The sequence below is a fragment of the Mangrovibacterium sp. genome (assembly GCF_041596335.1).
Classification (GTDB): domain Bacteria; phylum Bacteroidota; class Bacteroidia; order Bacteroidales; family Prolixibacteraceae; genus Mangrovibacterium.
The window spans coordinates 1-19,891 of record NZ_JBFHIT010000007.1; the positions used below are offsets into that span (position 1 = coordinate 1).

At 43.4% G+C, this 19,891-nt stretch carries 17 protein-coding genes and 1 pseudogene; 3 read left to right on the plus strand and 15 right to left on the minus strand.

Annotation, left to right across the window (positions count from 1 at the left end):
• Positions 1-526: 526 nt before the first annotated feature.
• From ABZD21_RS04225 to nifH, 11 genes are all read right to left on the minus strand, one after another.
• A complete protein-coding gene (locus ABZD21_RS04225) occupies positions 527-925 on the minus strand; it encodes a hypothetical protein (protein ID WP_372773128.1) in 399 nt (132 codons plus the stop codon).
• A 62-nt stretch (positions 926-987) separates the two neighbouring features.
• Entirely contained in the window at positions 988-2,121 is a 1,134-nt protein-coding gene (locus ABZD21_RS04230) for a hypothetical protein (protein WP_372773129.1), read from the minus strand.
• Positions 2,121-2,426 carry a ferredoxin gene (locus ABZD21_RS04235; protein WP_372773130.1) on the minus strand — a complete coding sequence of 102 codons (306 nt, stop codon included), beginning with the start codon at positions 2,424-2,426 and terminating at the stop codon, positions 2,121-2,123. The genes ABZD21_RS04230 and ABZD21_RS04235 overlap by 1 nt, the downstream gene beginning before the upstream one ends.
• Positions 2,427-2,549: 123 nt before the next feature.
• Positions 2,550-3,809 carry a nitrogenase cofactor biosynthesis protein NifB gene (gene nifB, locus ABZD21_RS04240; RefSeq protein WP_372773131.1) on the minus strand — a complete coding sequence of 420 codons (1,260 nt, stop codon included), beginning with the start codon at positions 3,807-3,809 and terminating at the stop codon, positions 2,550-2,552.
• An 88-nt stretch (positions 3,810-3,897) separates the two neighbouring features.
• Positions 3,898-5,307, minus strand: a complete 1,410-nt coding sequence (locus tag ABZD21_RS04245; protein ID WP_372773132.1) for a nitrogenase component 1 — start codon at positions 5,305-5,307, stop codon at positions 3,898-3,900.
• 136 nt (positions 5,308-5,443) lie between these two features.
• A complete protein-coding gene (gene nifE / locus ABZD21_RS04250) occupies positions 5,444-6,772 on the minus strand; it encodes a nitrogenase iron-molybdenum cofactor biosynthesis protein NifE (RefSeq protein WP_372773133.1) in 1,329 nt (442 codons plus the stop codon).
• Between the two features lie 153 nt (positions 6,773-6,925).
• A complete protein-coding gene (gene nifK / locus ABZD21_RS04255; protein ID WP_372773134.1) occupies positions 6,926-8,308 on the minus strand; it encodes a nitrogenase molybdenum-iron protein subunit beta in 1,383 nt (460 codons plus the stop codon).
• A gap of 14 nt (positions 8,309-8,322) precedes the next feature.
• Positions 8,323-9,960, minus strand: a complete 1,638-nt coding sequence (nifD, locus tag ABZD21_RS04260) for a nitrogenase molybdenum-iron protein alpha chain (protein ID WP_372773135.1) — start codon at positions 9,958-9,960, stop codon at positions 8,323-8,325.
• Positions 9,961-9,975: 15 nt separating this feature from the next.
• Positions 9,976-10,350 (minus strand): P-II family nitrogen regulator, encoded by a 375-nt coding sequence (locus ABZD21_RS04265; protein ID WP_372773136.1) that lies wholly within the window; start codon positions 10,348-10,350, stop codon positions 9,976-9,978.
• Positions 10,351-10,370: 20 nt separating this feature from the next.
• Complete coding sequence (locus tag ABZD21_RS04270) at positions 10,371-10,691, minus strand: P-II family nitrogen regulator (protein ID WP_372773137.1); 321 nt, start codon at positions 10,689-10,691, stop codon at positions 10,371-10,373.
• 53 nt (positions 10,692-10,744) lie between these two features.
• Positions 10,745-11,569, minus strand: a complete 825-nt coding sequence (nifH, locus tag ABZD21_RS04275) for a nitrogenase iron protein (protein ID WP_372773139.1) — start codon at positions 11,567-11,569, stop codon at positions 10,745-10,747.
• A gap of 391 nt (positions 11,570-11,960) precedes the next feature.
• On the opposite strand from nifH, the gene ABZD21_RS04280 reads away from it, so the two are divergent.
• Positions 11,961-13,007: a CNNM domain-containing protein gene (locus ABZD21_RS04280; protein ID WP_372773140.1), complete on the plus strand. Its 1,047-nt coding sequence runs from the start codon at positions 11,961-11,963 to the stop codon at positions 13,005-13,007.
• A gap of 128 nt (positions 13,008-13,135) precedes the next feature.
• On the opposite strand, the gene ABZD21_RS04285 is transcribed toward ABZD21_RS04280, so the two are convergent.
• The 3 genes and pseudogenes from ABZD21_RS04285 to ABZD21_RS04295 form a co-directional block, all read right to left on the minus strand.
• Positions 13,136-14,125: a phosphate acyltransferase gene (locus ABZD21_RS04285; RefSeq protein WP_372773252.1), complete on the minus strand. Its 990-nt coding sequence runs from the start codon at positions 14,123-14,125 to the stop codon at positions 13,136-13,138.
• Between the two features lie 60 nt (positions 14,126-14,185).
• Positions 14,186-15,412 (minus strand): annotated as a pseudogene (locus ABZD21_RS04290) (malic enzyme-like NAD(P)-binding protein); the annotation flags it as partial.
• A gap of 241 nt (positions 15,413-15,653) precedes the next feature.
• Positions 15,654-16,028 (minus strand): DUF423 domain-containing protein, encoded by a 375-nt coding sequence (locus ABZD21_RS04295; RefSeq protein ID WP_372773142.1) that lies wholly within the window; start codon positions 16,026-16,028, stop codon positions 15,654-15,656.
• 630 nt (positions 16,029-16,658) lie between these two features.
• Here ABZD21_RS04295 and ABZD21_RS04300 point away from each other — a divergent pair.
• A complete protein-coding gene (locus tag ABZD21_RS04300) occupies positions 16,659-17,186 on the plus strand; it encodes a T9SS type A sorting domain-containing protein (RefSeq protein ID WP_372773143.1) in 528 nt (175 codons plus the stop codon).
• 3 nt (positions 17,187-17,189) lie between these two features.
• Positions 17,190-19,187: a hypothetical protein gene (locus ABZD21_RS04305; RefSeq protein WP_372773145.1), complete on the plus strand. Its 1,998-nt coding sequence runs from the start codon at positions 17,190-17,192 to the stop codon at positions 19,185-19,187.
• 234 nt (positions 19,188-19,421) lie between these two features.
• Here ABZD21_RS04305 and ABZD21_RS04310 read toward each other — a convergent pair whose 3' ends face one another.
• Positions 19,422-19,889 carry a GNAT family N-acetyltransferase gene (locus tag ABZD21_RS04310; RefSeq protein ID WP_372773146.1) on the minus strand — a complete coding sequence of 156 codons (468 nt, stop codon included), beginning with the start codon at positions 19,887-19,889 and terminating at the stop codon, positions 19,422-19,424.
• Between the last annotated feature and the right edge of the window lie 2 nt (positions 19,890-19,891).

The following is a 19,891-nucleotide window of genomic DNA, read 5'->3' on the forward strand; positions in this document are numbered from 1 at the left end:
CAGTGAACGTTTTGTTGTTTTTTGTATCTGACAGCTCGAAGATTTCTCCCCGAAACGCTTACATAACGTGGCTTTCAGCTTTCCGGTGTAGCACCGTTGTCTCTCAAAGCGGGTGCAAATATAGACCCCTTTTTTGGTTCTGCAACACCTGAACCAATCTTTTTTTATCCTTTCTCGAATTCAGCGTTTCTCTTCCCTGAGTACCACGCTTTTAGATCAAACATATTTTTTGACCTTGTATTAGTTCAAACCCCATCCGAACGCATTCAATACAAAATTACGCTAGGAAGCCCCCATCTGTGGGCCAAGAACGAAGTATAAAATAGCCCGAAGTTTGATGAATTTGTATTGCAGGAATCCAAAAGAAACGTCATCCTCAGTGTTGATTTGTAAAGATCAGGCATAAAAAAAGGCATTTGCCCACACTTTATAGTAGAACAAACACCTAAGATATAAAACAACGACGCTCCGGAAATACACCCTAAACAATAATTACATTCCCATTCACGCTAAAATTTCAAACTAATCAAACCGCTTTAACCGGTTCTTCAAGCAAAGCCTCTGTCCAGACTTTCACATTTTCAACAAAAGTGACCAGTCTTTGAATTTCTTCATCAGACGGAACCAGAGGCTTAACGATCTCCAACGAACAGAAATTCCAAAATTTATTATAGAACCGACTATCTTCTGTAAAAGACTCCGGAACTTCATACCGTTTTTTCAATTCTCTTATGATACTGGATATACTGGAATGTTCCGGCAATTGACCTTCTTTTACCAATGCAGCCGTAAGGAAGCATTCCAATGCAATTCCAATCAGGTTGTAATAAACTACGTTCCCAAACTTTCGTCCCTTTTTTATTCCGCCAATCGTCGTGTTATAATACGACATACCTTCATTAAAATAACCGTTCCATTCTTCCATCGCTTTGTATTTTATCAGGTTTACTTCAAATGTCTTTTATAGTATATACTGTATGCTCCAATTTATTTGGTCTCATTGAGGGGAGGCCGGAGCAGGACAGCTGCTTCTTCAAAATCGAACGCCCGCTTTGCGCTTCGGGCAGCGTCTTTCATTCTCTCCATTGCATCAGCAAGCTGTTCTTTGGCCAAATGAATACCTTTCGATTTTAGGAAATGATTCAAGCCACCGCTTCCTGAATGCTTTCCGAAGACTAGTTCCGTTTTTCGACCAAACAATTCGGGATTGAATGCCTGGTAACTCATCTGATCTTTTACCAAACTGCGGCAATGGATACCAGACTCGTGCCGACAAATCATTTCTCCAACAATTGGTTTCGATTCGTAAATTTTTCTTAGGGAGGCCGCCTCAACTGTACGACACAACTCCTGAAGCTTATCCAACCGGATTCCGCAATCGCTGTTTGCAGAAACCCGCATGGCTGCGGCTACTTCTTCCAAACAGGCATTTCCGGCACGTTCACCCAACCCATTCACCGTTAGACTGGCTGTTTGACAACCCGCCAGAGCTGCGGATACTGTATTTGCTGTTGCCATGCCAAGATCGTTGTGCCCGTGGAATTCGAATTCAACTTCGGGAAACAACCCGGTTAACCAACTAAATAACTCCATCGTCGATAGTGGATTTAGAGTACCGACGGTATCCGCAATTCGAATCCTGTTTGCTCCTTCGGCTAAACAGGCAGAAATGAACTCCTTTAAAAAATCCCGATTGGCCCGCGACGCATCTTGCGCCCCAATGGCAACAAAATCGAATCGTTGCCGTGCGAATGCCATCATTGGTTTCACCCGATCCAACACCCATGCTCGACTTTTGCCTATGGCTTTTTGTTGAATATCAGAAACCGGGAACGATATATTCATCCGACTGGCTCCTGTTTTCTCGGCAGCCAACATATCCTCTTCTGTCGAACGTCCCCAACAAGTCGATTTAAACTGAAAACCTGCACGAATAATTTCACGAATAACCAACTGCTCACACTCCCCCATAATTGGCGTACCAACCTCTAGCTCTTTCACACCTGCTTCGTCCAGCAAAGCGGCAATCTTCATTTTCTCGTCAAAACTGAAGACTACTCCGGGGGCCTGTTCGCCATCCCGGAGCGTAGTATCAATTATATGGAGAGGCTTCTCCATCATTATTCGCTGATTAAATATTCATCAACAGCTTCGCCTTCCTCGAGAGCATCCAGAATTTCGTCGATACGCTCCTCGGTAATTCCTCCGTACCAAAGGTTGTTTGGATGTATAACCATAACCGGTCCTTGAGAGCAAACATTCAAACATGCAGTAGAAGACACAGCTACATCTAAGCCACGGTCGTTGCATTCTTCAGAAATATACTGAATGAGGTCGGCAGCTCCGGTTTTATTACAAAAGCCTTTAGCATCGCCGGCAACCCTGTACGAGTTGCAAACTAAAATGTGATAATCTGGTTTTTTCATGGTGTATTTATTTAAAGGGTTCTTGATTTCTATTTTGTCATGCTGAACTTGCTTCAGCACCTGCCCCGAATCGCAAAAAGATCCGGAAACGAGCTCGGGATGACTTGACATTCCGGGAGACGATCAACCACAGCCGGTTCCACTTCCTGAACATTCGGCTCCGCAACGGAAAACATCAGCTTTTTTAACCGTTTTTAGCGATTTTCCTTTGTAAATAGCATCCAGTCCATCGTCAATCAATCCGGTCATTTCAACGATTTTAATTCCGGTTCGGCCAATAATCGAAGAAGGAGAAGGTCCGATTCCGCCAACCAACAAGGCACGACAGTCATTTAAACATTCGCCAAGAGCTTCCCAGCGAGTGTTACCTGTACCTGACGGGGGTGTCCGACGCTGCTCAACCATACGGTATCCCGAAGGAGTTTCTTTATATATATATAATGTATCGGCTTCACCCAGGTGCTGATTCACCAACATCCCTTCGTGACTGGCAACTGCCACATTTGGTCTGCTTTCATCGACTGCCACAGACATGGTGGCGATATCATTCAACAATTTTGCGGCTTCAGGATCATCTTTGCCCAACAGACCGACAGCATCGGCTCGACAACGCGCACAGTGAGTCATTGGTTTGATATGTTGACTGATTTCGGCTCGAATCAATTTCATCATGGCAGGAGATGGTTCTTCGAGGTTTTCGAACGGTGTTTCGGCAACCGGATACAATGGAATGCAATTCATTAGATCGGCACCAAGCTCTTTAGCCGATTTAGCAATACCGCCAACCAAGTGGTCGTTGATTCCGGGAACAACAATGGTGTTAATTTTCACTGTAATTCCGTACATCTTTAGCATTTTGATAGCTTCCAACTGTTTTTCCAACAGAACCTTTGCTCCTTCAATGCCCACATAGCCGCGCTTATCTAACCGAACCCAGCTATAAATATTTTTAGTGACTTCCGGATCGAGAGAGTTCATTGTAATGGTTACATGGCTCACTTTCAATTCTGCCAGCTCATCGACATAGGGAGCGACATTCAATCCGTTTGATGACAAACAAAGGATCATTTCCGGAAATTCTTTGCGGATCAACCGCAAGGTAGTCATCGTCTCAACCGGATTGGCAAACGGATCGCCGGGGCCAGCGATTCCAACCACCGACAGGTGAGGCATTTTTTCCTTCAATTTTATCGTGTAAGCCAGCGCTTGTTCGGGCGACAAAACTTTGCTTGTTACACCAGGGCGGCTCTCGTTTACGCAGTCGTTATCGCGCTTGCAATAATTACATTGAATATTACATTTCGGTGCGACCGGCAAATGCACCCGGGCATATTTTCCTTTAGCATCTTTGCTAAAACAGGGGTGTTTTTCAATATCAATCATAGCTCTATTTTTTTAGAGTCCCGAGACTTTGAGTACCGAGTCCTGAGTTTCTCAACTCATTACTCACTGCTCATTACTCACGACTTGGTTACATATATTTATAGCCGACCGCTGAGTGGTCTTGTTTATATTGGATCATGGCATTGACAACCTGGTCGAACAACTCCTGAGTACCAGAGTAGCCAAGGTGCTTGATACGTTGCCCGCCAATGCGATCATGGATTGGAAATCCGCAGCGAACAATCGGAACATCAAGTTCGCGTGCGATGTAATAGGCCTTGCTGTTTCCAACAAAAAGATCGGGTTTGTTTTCGATGCTCCACTCCCTGATTTTTTCGTAGTCGAACATGTTCTTTGCCAGGATTTGTTCTCCTCGCTCGGGGCAGTTTTCGCGGATTTGCTCTTCCAGTCTTCCGCTTTCGCCACCCGTTGCGGCTAAAATTACCTCAACACCGATTTCGTCGAGGAAAGTTGTCATGGCAATTACAAAGTCTTCTTCACCATAAACTACTGCTTTCTTTCCGAAGATATACTTGTGGCCATCAGCGTACGAATCGATCAATCGTCCGCGTTCGCCTTTGTATCGAGCCGGTAATTCTTTCCCGGTAATTTCTTCCAACGCTTTAATAAAACGATCGGTATTTTTCACTCCAATCGGCATTGGCATACGGTAATTCTTAACACCAAACTCATTCTCCAGGTAATGAGCTCCGGTAGCCGAGAGCTTATTGTTTTTTACGCGTCCCGACAGCGAACCAAAATTTAGGATTGTACCAAACTCGATTGACGCAGCAGCTGTTCCGCAAGTTTCAATTTTGCTAACCGGCGTTCCGCCTTCAGGAATTCGCTTGTAGCTTTCCCAGATTGGGTTATCCAACGTTTCCGAATAGTCGGGAAGCATCACGTAATCGATGCCAAAATCGTTCAACAAATATTTGAGCTGACGCAAATCTTCGGTTGATACAAAACCTGGGAATATATTGAGATGTGTTCCTTTTTCGCCACCTTTTGAAAATGCTTTTACGGCTGCCGAAACAGCTTCGTGAAAACCATCCATATGAGACCCTTGATAACTTGGGGTTGAAGCGGTGACAAAACGAGGGAGATCTTTTAACTGGGTATCTTTCTGAAATTCGTGAATGTACATTTTCACGTCGTCGCCAATGGTTTCGGAAAGACAAGTTGTTGTCATGGCTACAACCTCGGGCTTATATTGCCCGATAACATTATTAATAGCCGTATGACAGTTAGCGCCGCCGCCAAAAACGGTTGCTTCTTCGGTGAAGTTTGAGGAAGCAATATCTACCGGTTCTTTGAAGTGACTGATTAGGTAGCGCCTGATGTAGGTCGCACAGCCTTGTCCGCCATGAATGATGGGGACACAACCGCGAATTCCTTTGAAAGCAATGCTGGCACCAAGTGGAGCACAAAGCTTACAGGCATTCCGCGTAGCTGTAAATTCTTTTGTCGATTTTATAATCGGTGCATTTTCAAACATGTTCTTCAATGTTTTGGGTTAAAATTTTCGTTCGGTGTCATTCCGAACTTGTTTCGGAATTTCTTCCGTTACAGGGGAAACGCTTTGCATTAAAGTTCCTGAACCAAGTGCAGGATGACCGCCTAATCGCGTTACCCTATTTCATGAATTGCCAAACCGGACTGCAAACTGAAGCGTGTACTTCTTTTGCAAAGTTGAGCATGCCCTCGTATCCCGCGAGAGCTTCTTTCCGTTCGTGGTTGTGATCGCAAAAACCAAGTCCTAATTTGTAAGCGATAGGCCGTTCTTTCACACCTCCGATAAAAAGATCTGCTCCGGTTTGTTTCACAAATTCAGAGAGTTCGTTTGGATTGGAATCATCGCAAATGATGGTTCCATCGTCACACATTTCTTTCAATAAATTGTAATCGTCAGAATTTCCTGTTTGGGAGCCAACCACAACAGTTTTCATTCCGATCAGGCGAAGTGCTTTAACCAGCGAGATTGCTTTAAAAGCTCCCCCAACATAGATCGCGGCTTTTTTGCCTTCCAACTTCTGACGATACTTTGCCAGGGCAGGCAACAAGTTTGTCAACTCGTCTTTAACCAGCGCCCGGGCTTTTTCCATCATTTCATCCGATTTGAAAAATTTGGCCACTTCATAAAGTGCGTCCGACATATCTTCAATTCCGAAATAAGAGACTTTCATAAACGGAATGCCGTACTTTTCTTTCATTTCTTTAGCCAGGCCAATCATTGAACCTGAACACTGAACGACATTCAATTGTGCAGTGTGCGCTTTCCTTACATCATCAATCCGACCGTCACCGGTCATCGCAGCGACCAAATTCACACCCATTTTTTTATAGTATTCAGCCAACATCCAGAGTTCACCAGCCAGATTGAAATCTCCGAGAATGTTCAAACTATATTCAGGGGCTTTAAAAGTGGTATCTGTCCCGATTAATTTTGAGAGCGCTCCACAGGCTATTTTATAGCCATCTTTTTTTGTTCCGTTAAATCCTTCTGACATGACTGCAATTACGTCGATGCCTGTTTCGCGTGTAACCCGCTTACACACAGCTTCAACATCGTCGCCAATTACACCCACAATACAGGTAGCATATACAAAAGCGCCTTTCGGCTTATAGGTTTCAATTAAACTGATCAATGCTTTATACAAGCGTTCTTCGCCTCCGAAGACGACTTCTTTTTCCTTTAGATCAGTTGTAAAACTTAGTCGGTGAATTTGTGGTCCGGATGAAAGCGATCCGCGAATATCCCAGGTGTAAGCGGCACAGCCGACCGGCCCGTGAATGAGATGCAGCGCATCAGCAATTGGGTACAATACAACCCTGGAACCACAAAAAACACATGCCCGTTGACTGACCGAACCGGCCACACTGGCTTTCCCGCAAGCAATCGCTGCATCATCTTTCCCTTTGGTGAGAATTTGATTTTGTCTGTCATTAATAAATGCATCCATAGCGTTAGTTTTTTTTTAAAATGAAAGGGAGGCTGCGGGTTGCCTCCCCTCACATTTTGACATTATGAAGAACATATTATGAAGGGATGTCTCCCTGAATCCTTCGATTGGCTGAAGAGAAGGATATCTTTAGTGGTCCGAAGACCGCAATTTCTACATGGTCAGTTCGAAGGATTCTTCCGGAGAAGTTACATCGATCTTGTCCATAATGGCACTCAGGAATTTCTCGAGGATACGGATACCACCCATATAACCTACAGTTGGGAAATAACTATGTCCAACACGGTCGAGGATTGGGAAGCCCATGCGTACGAAAGGAATGTTTTCGTCGCGGGAAATGTATTTCCCGTAGGTGTTTCCAACAATCAAGTCAACAGGTTCTTCTTTGATCCACTGGTGCATCAACAACATGTCGGCTTGAGGTCCGTTCTTGAATTTCGCTTCAGGAACTCTTTCAGCAAGAAGAGCTTCAGCTTTTTTCGGGAATGATTTTCCTGGAGTTCCGGATACAATATACACCGGACGCATATCCATATCGACCATGAACTCGATCAATGGAAGAATGTTGTCAGGATCACCATAGACAGCTACACGCTTACCATAGAGGTATTGGTGCATGTCGGTGATTACGTCAACCAGGCGACCACGTTCAGCGGCGATTGATTCAGGAACAGAAACTTTTCCTGCCTGAGCCAAAGCTTGAATAAAACGGTCTGTTGCACGCAATCCGACAGGAAGATCCAACATATCGAAAGGAACTTTGCATTTGTTGTCCAGCGTTCTGGCAGCCTTGTCGGTTGCCCACTCACCCAATGCAAGTGTTTTCATGCTGTCGCCCATGCTTACCATTTCGGCAATTGTTGTTCCACCTTTTGGGTACATGGTATAAGTTCCGTCCATTGGCGTATCCAATACATCAGAAGTATCAGGCAACAAAACGGTTTTCACTTTCATCAGCGACGAAATGCGTCTCAACTCGCGCATATCCGATGGTTCAACCCATCCTGAAAGGATATTTACTTGTCTTTTCTTTTCGTCTGATTTTACTGGGAAGTACTTCACAAAAGCTTCCAACATGTTCGCATAACCGGTTACATGTGATCCAACATAACTTGGAGTGGCAGCTTGAATAACGTGTTTTCCTTCCGGTACTTTCCCGTCAGCAACTGCTTTTTGTACAATCTGTCCCAGGTCATCGCCAATTGTTTCCGACAAACAAGTTGAGTGAACGGCTACAATCTCCGGCTCATAAATCTGGAAGATGTTTTCAACCGCTGTCAGCAAGTTTGCCTGACCACCGAATACCGAAGCACCTTCTGTAAATGATGAGGTTGAAGCCATTACCGGTTCTTTGTAGTGACGAGTTAACGCCGTACGGTGATAAGAACAGCAACCTTGAGATCCGTGGCTATGGGGTAAACATCCGTGAACACCCAGCGCTGCGTACATAGCTCCAACCGGTTGGCAAGTTTTTGCCGGGTTTACCGTTAGCGCGTTACGCTCTCTTACTTTATCTGTTGTGTGTTTTAATAACATGATTAATCCTCCTTTTAAGCTTCAATAGTCATACTTCCTACAATCTCCGGCTCGTTTTTCCATGGGGCGTCTACGAGTTTCCAGATTTTTGTATCTAACATCCGTTGCATTTCTTTGTAGAAGTTGATAGCACCGTCGAAACAGGTATATGGGCCACCGTAGTCATAAGAGTGCAACTGTTTTAGAGGGACGCCGTACTTTTGAACGACATATTTTTCTTTGATACCGGCACAGAATACATCCGGCTTATAAAACTCGATCAATTTTTCAGTTTCCCAGTGGTTCACATCATCAATCACCAATGAGTTCTTTTTCATTTCAGGCATCATACCTTGGTAATCGCTGAAAGCGTAACCGGCTTCCGTCAACGCTGCCTTTTTAGCAACTAGGTCTTCTCTCCAAAGTTCCGGGTTTTCAGTTTTAGTAACTTCCAGTTCTTCGATGTTACGGGTATCCGCGTCGATCTTAATGTTCGGAATTACTTTACGTCCTTCGTAGTCATCGCGGTGAGCGAACTCATAACCGGCCGATACAACACGAATTCCTAATTCGTTGAACAAATCCTGGTAATGGTGAGCACGAGATCCACCAACGAACATCATGGCTACTTTACCTTCAACTTTTGCCTTAACTTCTTCTTTAACTGCGTTCACTTTGATCATTTCACGAGCACAGATTTCTTCCACTTTAGCGGTTAACTCTGCATCGCCGAAGTACTCAGCAATCTTTTTCAACGATTTCATTGAAGACTCTGCCCCTACGAAGCTCACTTTGATCCAGGGAATACCGTATTTCTCTTCCATCATCTCGGCGATGTAGTTGATTGAACGGTGACACATGACCATGTTCAGGTCGGCAGTGTGTGCATATTCCATGCTTTCGATCGTTGAGTTACCTGAGAAGGTTGACAACAATTCGATTCCTGCTTCTTCAAACAGACGTTCGATTTCGAAAGCATCACCACCGATGTTGTATTCACCCAAAAGGTTTACCTGGAATTTTCCGTTGCGAGCACGGTCGTTGTTACCAACTACGTTCTTGAATACCTGGTTGTTGGCGATATGGTGACCAGCTGACTGAGATACACCGCGGTATCCTTCGCAACTGAAACCGAAGATATTGATTCCCAATTCAGCTTTCATTTCGCGGGCAACAGCGTGAACGTCGTCACCAATCAAACCTACCGGACAAGTAGAGAAGATACCGATGGCTTTAGGGCCGAACATTTCGTATGCTTCGCGAACTGCTTCTTTCAATTTTGCTTCACCACCGAAAACAATGTTTTCATCCTGCATATCGGTTGAGAAACAGTAAGTGATGAAGTTGTCGCCACCTTCAGGAACGTGGGTTTGGTTACGACGAGTTAACCAGGCGTAGAAGCTACATCCGATTGGTCCGTGAACCAAGTTAATAATGTCACGTGTTGGTCCTAAAACCACCCCTTTACAACCGGCGTATGTACAACCACGTTGTGTAATAATTCCGGGGATCGTGCGAACGTTTGCCGTAATCTCCTGATCCTTCTCCGGATCATTGATTACCATGGATTTATCGCGTTTTTTAGCGACTTTGCGCGGATACTTCGAGAGGATTTCCTCTTTCAATGGTGCTGGATCCGGCAGTCCGTTTGTATAATCTTTTTTCTTTACCATAACAAATTCAATTTATCAAAGGATTGTTGTACCTGTTTCACCGGTGCGAACGCGAACTGCTTCTCCCAAAGGCATCACGAAAATCTTCCCATCGCCTGCAGCCGGTGTTTGATTAACTTCGATGATTGTATCAATCGTTGTTTGGACATTCTCGTCAGACACTGCAATGTTTAAAACACGCTGTGGTCTGAGTCTTGGCTCTTGTCCGAGGTGGGTCAATGCTTCGGGTTGGTCGTTTTTTACGCCCTCCAAAACTTTAGCATCCCATAGTCCTTTTCCGCGTCCGAATACTTTTCCTGTTGCAGTCATTGAAGTAATACCTGCTTCTGACAAAGCTTTCTTGGTCGCGTTCATTTTATCAATTCGGATAATCGCTAATATCATTTTCATAGTCGTGGAATTTTTAGGGTTTATAACTCTTTTGTTCCGCGGCTAATGGTATAAGCTTCTTCCACTTGGGTCACAAAGATTTTTCCGTCACCGAAAGCACCTTTTGGAGTTGTTATAGCAGCCTCCATAATGGCTTTAATTGCAAAGTCTTTATCTTCATCTTTAACCACTACGATTAACATTTCTTTTGGAAGCTCATCGTAAGTAACATCACCGATTTTAATACCTCTTTGCTTTCCACGACCAACAACCGGAATTTTTGTTACTGCAGGGTAGCCAGCTTCAAAAAGTGATGTTAATACTTTACTGGATTTTTCGGGACGGATGATTGCTCTGATCATTAACATATCTATGTTCTCCTATTTTTTTTAGTTAGTTGATTTAAAAGGGCTGACTAGTTGGCGATACCGAAATCGATCAACAATTTCTCCAATGTTTCAATTTCCAACGGATTAGGAATTACAAACAATTCGTTTGCGTCGATTGAAGCTGCCAGGGTAGCATATTCAGCTGCTTGTGGGTGCTCAGGAGCAAATTCAATTACCGTTTTACGGTTGATTTCAGCTTGCTGAACCATGTTATCACGAGGTACGAAGTGAATCATTTGAGTTCCCAACTGACGAGCCAACTCTTCGATCATTTCACGTTCGTTGTCAACTTTACGAGAGTTACAAATCAATCCTCCCAAACGAACTGTTCCTGCCTGAGCGTATTTTTTGATACCTTTACAGATGTTGTTGGCAGCATACATTGCCATCATCTCTCCTGATACTACAATGTAAATTTCTTCTGCTTTTCCATCGCGGATAGGCATTGCGAAACCACCACATACAACGTCACCAAGTACATCATAGAAAGTATAGTCAGTTTCGTATTTTTCGTCCCATGCACCTAATTGTTCCAACAAGTTGATAGAAGTAATGATACCACGACCAGCACATCCTACACCTGGTTCCGGACCACCTGATTCAACACAACGAACTTCACCATAACCTCTTTTGATTACATCGTCGATCTCAACATCTTCACCTTCTTCACGAAGTGTGTCCAAAACTGTTTTTTGAGCCAGTCCACCTAATAATAGACGGGTTGAATCGGCTTTAGGGTCACAACCCACAACCAATACATTTTTTCCCATTTTTACCAATCCTGCAACAGTGTTTTGAGTTGTGGTAGATTTACCGATTCCACCTTTTCCGTAAATAGCGATCTTTCTCATCTTTTTAAATTTTGAGGGTTCAACATTTTTTTCTTTGCTCCCCATATAGCGAGAAGGATGCCACGATGCCAAAGAACACATCACGAAAACACCACAACCCGCCACAACTCACTATCATCGTGCTACTTACACCTTTCGCATTTTTTTGGCACGCTTTGGCACCCAACTAAAAATCCTACATTCCGGTAGGAATAGCCTTATTCAAACACATTCTATGTTTTAGAGCATAAACCCATATTCCACTGGCAGTTCAAGCCATTAGCTACTACAGGCAGCTACAAAAATGTAAGAAACCTGTTTTTCGTCATTTTGCCATTTATCTCAATAATTTCACGAAACATTGTTTCAATATGACAGAAAAAGAAGTTATCTTGTAACAAACAGCTACAAGATGGCAGGAATGATGATTTTTTATTTGGCATTGGCTCTGGGGATTTCGTTTTTGTGTTCAGTCCTTGAGTCAGTTATCCTCACAGTTAGTTTGCCTTTTATTTATTTAAAGGAACAAGAAGGTCACAAATCAGCGAGACTGCTCAAAAAAATCAAACGAAATATTGACCGCCCGCTTGCAGCGATCCTGACGTTAAACACCGTTGCTCATACTATTGGTGCCGCCGGGGTCGGGTCGGAAGCAACAAAACTGTTTGGCGAAGTATACTTTGGAATTGTCAGTGTTGTACTCACTCTGCTTATCCTGATATTTTCTGAGATCATTCCAAAAACGATCGGTGCCATGTATTGGCGAAATCTGGCACTTCCTGCTGCGCGCGTAATTCAGGTATTTATTATTATAAGCTACCCGCTGGTTTTGTTTTCCGAATACCTGACAAAACTTTTTTCTTCGGAGCAACGATCGGACACCGTGAGCCGCGATGAACTGGCTATGTTGGCTGCACTGGCTGGCGAGGAAGGAATATTTGATGAACTGGAAAGCAAAACAATCGTCAACCTCATTCAATTAAAAGAGCTCAAAGCAAAGGATATCATGACTCCCCGCACCGTGCTGGTGGCGGCTCCGGAATCAATGTCTGCCAAAGAGTTTTTTGCCAACCAGAATTTTCTTCAGTTTTCGCGGATCCCTATCTACCACAAAAACATCGACCAAGTCAGCGGTTATGTATTAAAGCAGGACATTCTCGAGAATCTGCTGATGGAAGGAGAAGATTCGGCCCTGATGAATAAAAAGCGCCCCATTGTTAGCTGCTACGAAAATATCAGCATCCCCAAAGTATTCGAAAAACTGTTGTTGAAAAAGGAACACATTGCCCTTATTATTAATGAGTATGGCGGGACAGAAGGAATTGTGACAATGGAGGATATTATTGAAACCATTCTTGGGCTGGAAATTACCGACGAAACAGACACACAAATCGACATGCAACAATTGGCCAGAGAGCGATGGTCGAATCGAATCAAGAATAGTAATTTGAAAAAATAGAGAACGAAAACCCATCGTCCAACTATTCCGCCGAAAAAATATTTAGCGGCTGTTGAAATTAGCCACACAGCCGAATAACAATCAAAATTCAGAAAGGCATTACCAATTCGGTGATGCCTTTTCTGTTCTTACTTCTTTTCCGCTTCCTGCGCATCAACCACAGCAACCGCTACCAGGTTGGCAATTTCGCGAACCGAGCTTTCCATTTGAAGCACATGAATAGGCTTATTCATTCCCAGAAGAATTGGCCCCAACGCTTTTGCTGCTCCCAACTCCTGCAAAACTTTATAAAGTATGTTGCCGGAACTCAAATTAGGGAATATCAACACATTCGCATCTGAATCGCCTAATTTAGTGAAGGGGAATTTCTTCTGCCTTAACGCTCCGTTTAGAGCGTAGTTAGCTTGCATCTCGCCATCAACAATCAAATCCGGGTAATTTTGGTGAAGAATTTTCACGGCCTCACTAGCTCGCACCGGACTTCCTTTTCCTTTAAAAGCGCCAAAATTAGAATAACTCAACACGGCAATTCTTGGTTCTATTTTAAACCGTTTCACTTCGTTTGCCACCAATACTGTTGTATCGGCAATTACCTGCGGTGCCGGATCGGAATTGACCGTTGTATCAGCCAGAAAAAGTGGCCCCTTCTGGGTGAGCATAATGTACATGCCGGCAATGTGGTTAAACTCTTTTTTTGTTCCAATTACATGAATTGCCGGACGGATTGTATCGGCATATTTTCTTGAAAAACCGGAAATAAACGCGTCGGCTTCGCCTGTCTCAACCATCATACATCCAAAATAATCATGGTTGTACATTTTCTCCAGCGCTTCATCATAACTCAATCCCTTCCGTTTACGCTTTTCAAATAAAATCTGTGCGAACTGCTGACGCTTTTCATCTGTAACATCCCGGTAGATATCAATTATTGGCACTCCCTCCAAGACAAGTTTATTATCCTCCAGCAACTTTTCAATTTCAATTCTGTTTCCCAACAGTATGGGCTGAGCGATTCCCTGATCGACAACAAAATGAGCTGCTTTAAGCATCTTCAGGTTATTAGCATCTGCAAAAACCACTTTCTTCGGATTCTGTTTCGCTTTGTTGCAGATGGTCATAATCAGTTTATTCTCAAAGCCCAGTCTGGCGCTTAATTCACGTTCGTACTCTTCCCAGTTTTCAATTGGCTTTCTGGCGACACCACTCGCCATGGCTGCTTTCGCAACGGCCGGAGCAACCGTTCGGATCAATCTTGGATCCAACGGCTTTGGAATGATATAATCTTTACCAAAAACAATATTCTCCATATTATATGCCTTGGTAACCAATTCCGGAACATATTCCTTCGCCAACGAGGCCAGTGCTTTCACGGCCGCAATCTTCATTTCTTCATTAATTTCGCGAGCCCTCACATCCAGAGCACCGCGAAAGATGAAAGGAAACCCGAGTACGTTGTTAATTTGATTGGGATAGTCACTCCGACCAGTTGCCATGATAATATCGCCCCGCGCACTAATCGCATCTTCATACGAAATTTCCGGTGTAGGATTGGCCATTGCAAACACAATCGGATTTTCGGCCATAGAACAAACCATGTCTTTTGAAACGATATTGCCAACTGATAAACCAAGAAACACATCGGCTCCAACCATTGCGTCTGCCAGTGACTTAAAGTTCTGCTTGCAGGCAAACTGTTGCTTAGATAAATTCAAATCAGTCCGTGACGCGGAAATGACACCTTTACTGTCAACCATCACGATGTGCTCTATACGAACGCCCAACTGCACGTACAATTTTGCACAGGAAATAGCAGCTGCTCCGGCACCACTGATGACCACACGGATTTGTTCGATCTGTTTTCCGGTAATTTCAAGTGCATTCAACAAACCAGCTCCGGATATAATCGCAGTTCCATGCTGATCGTCGTGAAAAACAGGGATATCTAAAGCAGCTTTTAGTTTTTCCTCTACATAAAAACATTCCGGAGCCTTGATGTCCTCAAGGTTGATGCCTCCAAAAGTCGGCGAAATGGCTTTCACAACCTCAATAAGGCGATCCGGGTTCTTTTCATTCACTTCAATGTCAAACACATCCACATCGGCAAAAATTTTGAAGAGCATTCCCTTGCCTTCCATCACCGGTTTTCCGGCAGCCGGGCCAATATCGCCCAACCCCAACACTGCCGTGCCATTTGAAACAACAGCGACCAAATTACCTTTCGAAGTATACTTATAAACATCATCCGGATTGCGCTGGATCTCCAAACAGGGCTGTGCCACCCCCGGTGTATAAGCCAATGAGAGGTCGTATTGCGTTTCGTGCGATTTCGTTGGAACAACTTCAATCTTTCCGGGTCTTCCTTTTTCGTGGTACTCCAAAGAGTCTTCGTAAACGGATTTTTTCATGGCTACTGATTTTTAGGTTTCCTATTAAAATTACGACAAAAACGTACGTAACAACAGGAGTTTAATCATCATAGCATGCTGTTTTCCAATTTAATTCAGTCAATAAACACACCACAAACTACTTTCACGCTCCAAACCCAATGTGTCGGAGCGCTCCCTTTTCCCGAGATTCTCAAATTTGATCGCGCATGCAAGCAGGACAGTAGCGTGTTCGTTTTGCGCTAAAGACGCTCGTTCCCCCTTATGGGAAGTTTCGCCAGAATGCACCGAATAGAAACAACCAACCGGCAATAAAACTCAATCCTCCGATGGGAGTAATCGCCCCCAACCACTTAATCCCTGTTAGTGCAAGCAGGTATAAACTCCCCGAAAAGATTAATATGCCTAAAAACAAGAATAAAGCTGAAAGACTCAGCGTAACAGACGGATAATGAATCGAAAGCACACCAACGACAAGAAGCCCGATCGCATGATAAAAATGATACTCAACCCCGGTTTTATACACCTGCATCATTTCCGGACTTAGTTTAGTTTTTAATCCATGGGCTCCAAATGCTCCAATAATCACACCTGCTGCCAGGCATGCCGCTGCTATAAGAAATATCGTTCTGGTCATGAGTTAAAATTTTGAAATATATACAAATAACATCCGGGAAAAGGGATTGTTATTTTTTTTAGCAACGATTATGAAAACACTTGTCTAAATCATAATATTATTTAATCAACACGCAGGTGCGTTTCAACTTCAAATTGGAAACTAATCGGCTTCAAAAAGCCACAAATCATGAACACTCATCCCAGCACCCCCACTATAAAACATATGCTATCTTTATGCTTTTATCTTTCAATAACACAGGAAAATTAATGTAACCTACTGACAGCATATTGTTTATATTCATTTTAGATTGTGTTTTTTACAAAAAAAGTGGGTCAAAAACCGGAACCTTTTTTGCAATTTTGCCATTAATTCATGTCGGGTTATTCAGTGCGTAAGAGTAATCCGTTTTGAATTAGGAAAGAGAGCGTTTCGAGTGGAATGAAAGATTCTTCTATTTTATCACCTTTTCCATTTCTCAAATGGACAGAAGTTTCTGGAAAAAAGAAATCCTCCTCTTTTCATTGTTTCGCGCATTTTTGTAATACTACTGAAGTAAGAGACCGGTAGTTTAGGCTTAAGGGATATGAGTTAAACGTATGCGCTATTACGTTTGACATGATGTAGGAATGTGGAAAATTGAAAGAGAAAATGAACAAGATTACGATCTTAATTGGATTGGTATGCCTATTTTTCAGCGGTATATCAACAGCACGTGGGCAGGACGCAGATCTGGCGATAGCCGGAAATGCAGGAGAAACGATGAAGTCAAGCAGCTACATGATCGATTTTACGATTGGTGAAGTTTTGACAGATGCACTTATGAGTGAGACAGTTATGCTGACTCAAGGATTTCATCAAGCCGACACTGAAACGGTTGAAACAGACCAGGGAATTGTCAGTGGGCTTGAGGAAAACGAATTTCTAGATGAAGAATTGGATGTTTACCCTAATCCATTCAAAACGAAACTAAACATAAATTATTCGTTTCAGAATAGTTTAGAGATGGATGTTACTATTTGGAGTCTTACCGGAGAATTACTGCTGAGTTTCTCGCAGAATTCCGATAAAGGGACACAAACAGTCGACTTATCCGGCTACCCAAAAGGGATTTACTTCATTAAGTTCTACAATCAGGAACAACAAAAATTGCGTACATTTAAAATTATTAAAGCTTAAACGATGAAAAGAATTTTTATCATATTGGCATTAGCTGTGCTTCAACTTAGCGGTATCGCTCAAACCCCCTATTCTTTTAACTATCAAGCCGTTGTTCGAGACATCGAAGGTAAGGCCATGACAAATAAAGTAGTCGATTTCAACATTGACGTTATTTTAAGTGGTCAAACTGTATACTCCGAAGAGCATACCGGAATAGATACCGGAACCAATGGTATCGTTAACTTTAAAATTGGAAATGGCAGCTCTCCCAGCGGCGACTTCGCTGCACTTGACTGGACAAGCGGAGCATATAAAATCCGTATTAGTATGAATGGAGAATTGCTCGGAATATCAGATATCACGGCTGTTCCGATCGCTCTTTATGCTGTGAATTCTGCGGATAATCCATGGAATTACAATTCAAGCGACAACACCCTGTCGTATACCGAGGGTATGCTCGAAATTCTGGATCTGAAAGTATCTGGCAGCAGCAACCTCGCGCCCGAAGCAGGCATGATTCGTTTCGACAGCCAAATCAATGATTTTGTAGGATTTGACGGCACCGAGTGGAAATCGATGACGACTTCTGAAGTAGCTCAAACGACCACCGATACGCTTTGGACTGTAAATACCGAAGATAATTCGATCTCGTACACCGGAGGGCTAACAGAATTGAAAGACCTTCGGATTTCGGGAAGCAGCGATAATGAAGCCCTGGCGGGAATGATCCGTTACAACGAAGAAACAAATGATTTTGTAGGCTACGATGGCACTGAGTGGAAATCGCTGATCGCTGTTGCAGATACTACAATTGTTGAAATTACTCAAGTTGATACCCTATGGGTGGTCAATGAAGAAACTAAATCGATCTCCTATACCGAAGGATTAACAGAACTGAAAGACCTCAGGATTTCGGGAAGCAGCGATACTGACGCCTTAGCGGGAATGATCCGTTACAACGAAGAAACAAATGACTTTATTGGCTACGATGGTACTGAGTGGAAATCGCTTACCACTGCTACAGCATCAACTACGACAAACGACTACGTTAGTGACGAGACTGAACTGAAAGCTGCACTCGCAGCATTGGAAACGAATATCGTGATCGACACAGATATGACGATCACCGAAACAATCAACTTAACCTATGCGGTTAATATCGAATCGGTTGGAAGCCCCAAGAAGCTTACATCTGCAGGCATTACCTTATTTTCGGTGCAAAAATCGAATGCCAGCATCAAAAATTTGATGTTAAATTCGACTGGTGGCGGTGTTTCTATCGCCATTAACGCAGGTGTTTCTGATGTTACCTTAGACAAATTGCAGATCTCTGGTTATGAGCGCGGCATCTACAAGTCTGGTACTGCAAGCAGCACCGCAACCAGCCGTCTGGCAATAACAAACACAACGATTCTGAATAGTACAATTTCCGGACAAGCTGCCACAGTAGCCCTTCACGGCAATATCGAAGATCTCACCATTGATCATTTAACCATTGACGGATCTGCGGGTGAAGGACTAAGAATTGTCGACGGATGCTCCGGCTCAATTAGCTCGGTAACGATTACCGACACCAACTCCGGCGGAATTGTGTTGAGTGATTTAACGAGCAGCAGCTCACCCTATCGTCAGGTTTCGCTGGCTAATGTAAATGTAAGCAACTGTTCAGGAACTGGAATCACAATTGACCGTTCAACAGTTACTGCTTCGAACATTGCCATTTCTGAAGCTACCGGCTCGGGTGTTCAGATTACCGGAAGTGACACCCAGGTAACCCCATCTCAATTAACGAACCTGAACATTTCAGCGACAAAGGTTGCCAGTACCAATTCCTATGGAGTATCGTTATTCAACAACGCCATGGCAAATATTTCCAACTTTTATATTACCGGAAATAATACCAGTGCGGTGGACGAATCCGCGATTGGCCTTTATGCTAATAACAGTGAAAACTTCATCATTAACGGTGGTGTATTCACCAAACTTGGAAAACTAATTTCAATAGATAGTAATAACTAGTGTATTCGAAAACTCACCTCTTCCGGATCTTGTCCATCCAAGGCAGAGGCATTAAAAACAAAAAAGTCACTCTCATTTCCGGGAGTGATTTTTTTTATTTGGTATGCGACAGAATTCCTTGGAGCTGCTACCACCAACGCTTGAAACCTGCAACTGGCTTTTCTTTGGACTCAAAATATTCGGCCATACATCAGCCTCATTGGACTTGAAAAAATTGTCCTTAGCAGTCCTTGCTTACCAAAGCCGTTCCCAAAAGTGCATTGGCGGGTTACATTCAGTAAATCCGGCCTTTTCGTACAAGCTTTTAGCATTCTGGTTGTCGTGCCTCACCTCCAGATTTACCCGGCAGAACCCTTGCTTCATACCGTAAGCTGCAATCTGGTTGAGCAAAAATTGCCCAACTCCTTTTCCTCGAAAATCGGGATGAACGATGAAGTCGTGAATATTGATCAGTGGCATTGCTTTAAAGGTGGAAAAATTTTTATTGCAGTTTGCCAAGGCTGCAAATTCACCGTCGAGTTTCGCAAAAAATCCAAGATACGACGGGTAATTTCGGAGCCCTTCAATAATTTTAGAATCCAATCCTTCAGGCATCGGAGAGCTACTTCCCATCGGATCGCGCATGTAAACATCCAACAAACGAATGAGCGCATTAACATGTTCCTCCGATTGGAGGTCTATCTCCACAAAACTTAAGTTCATGC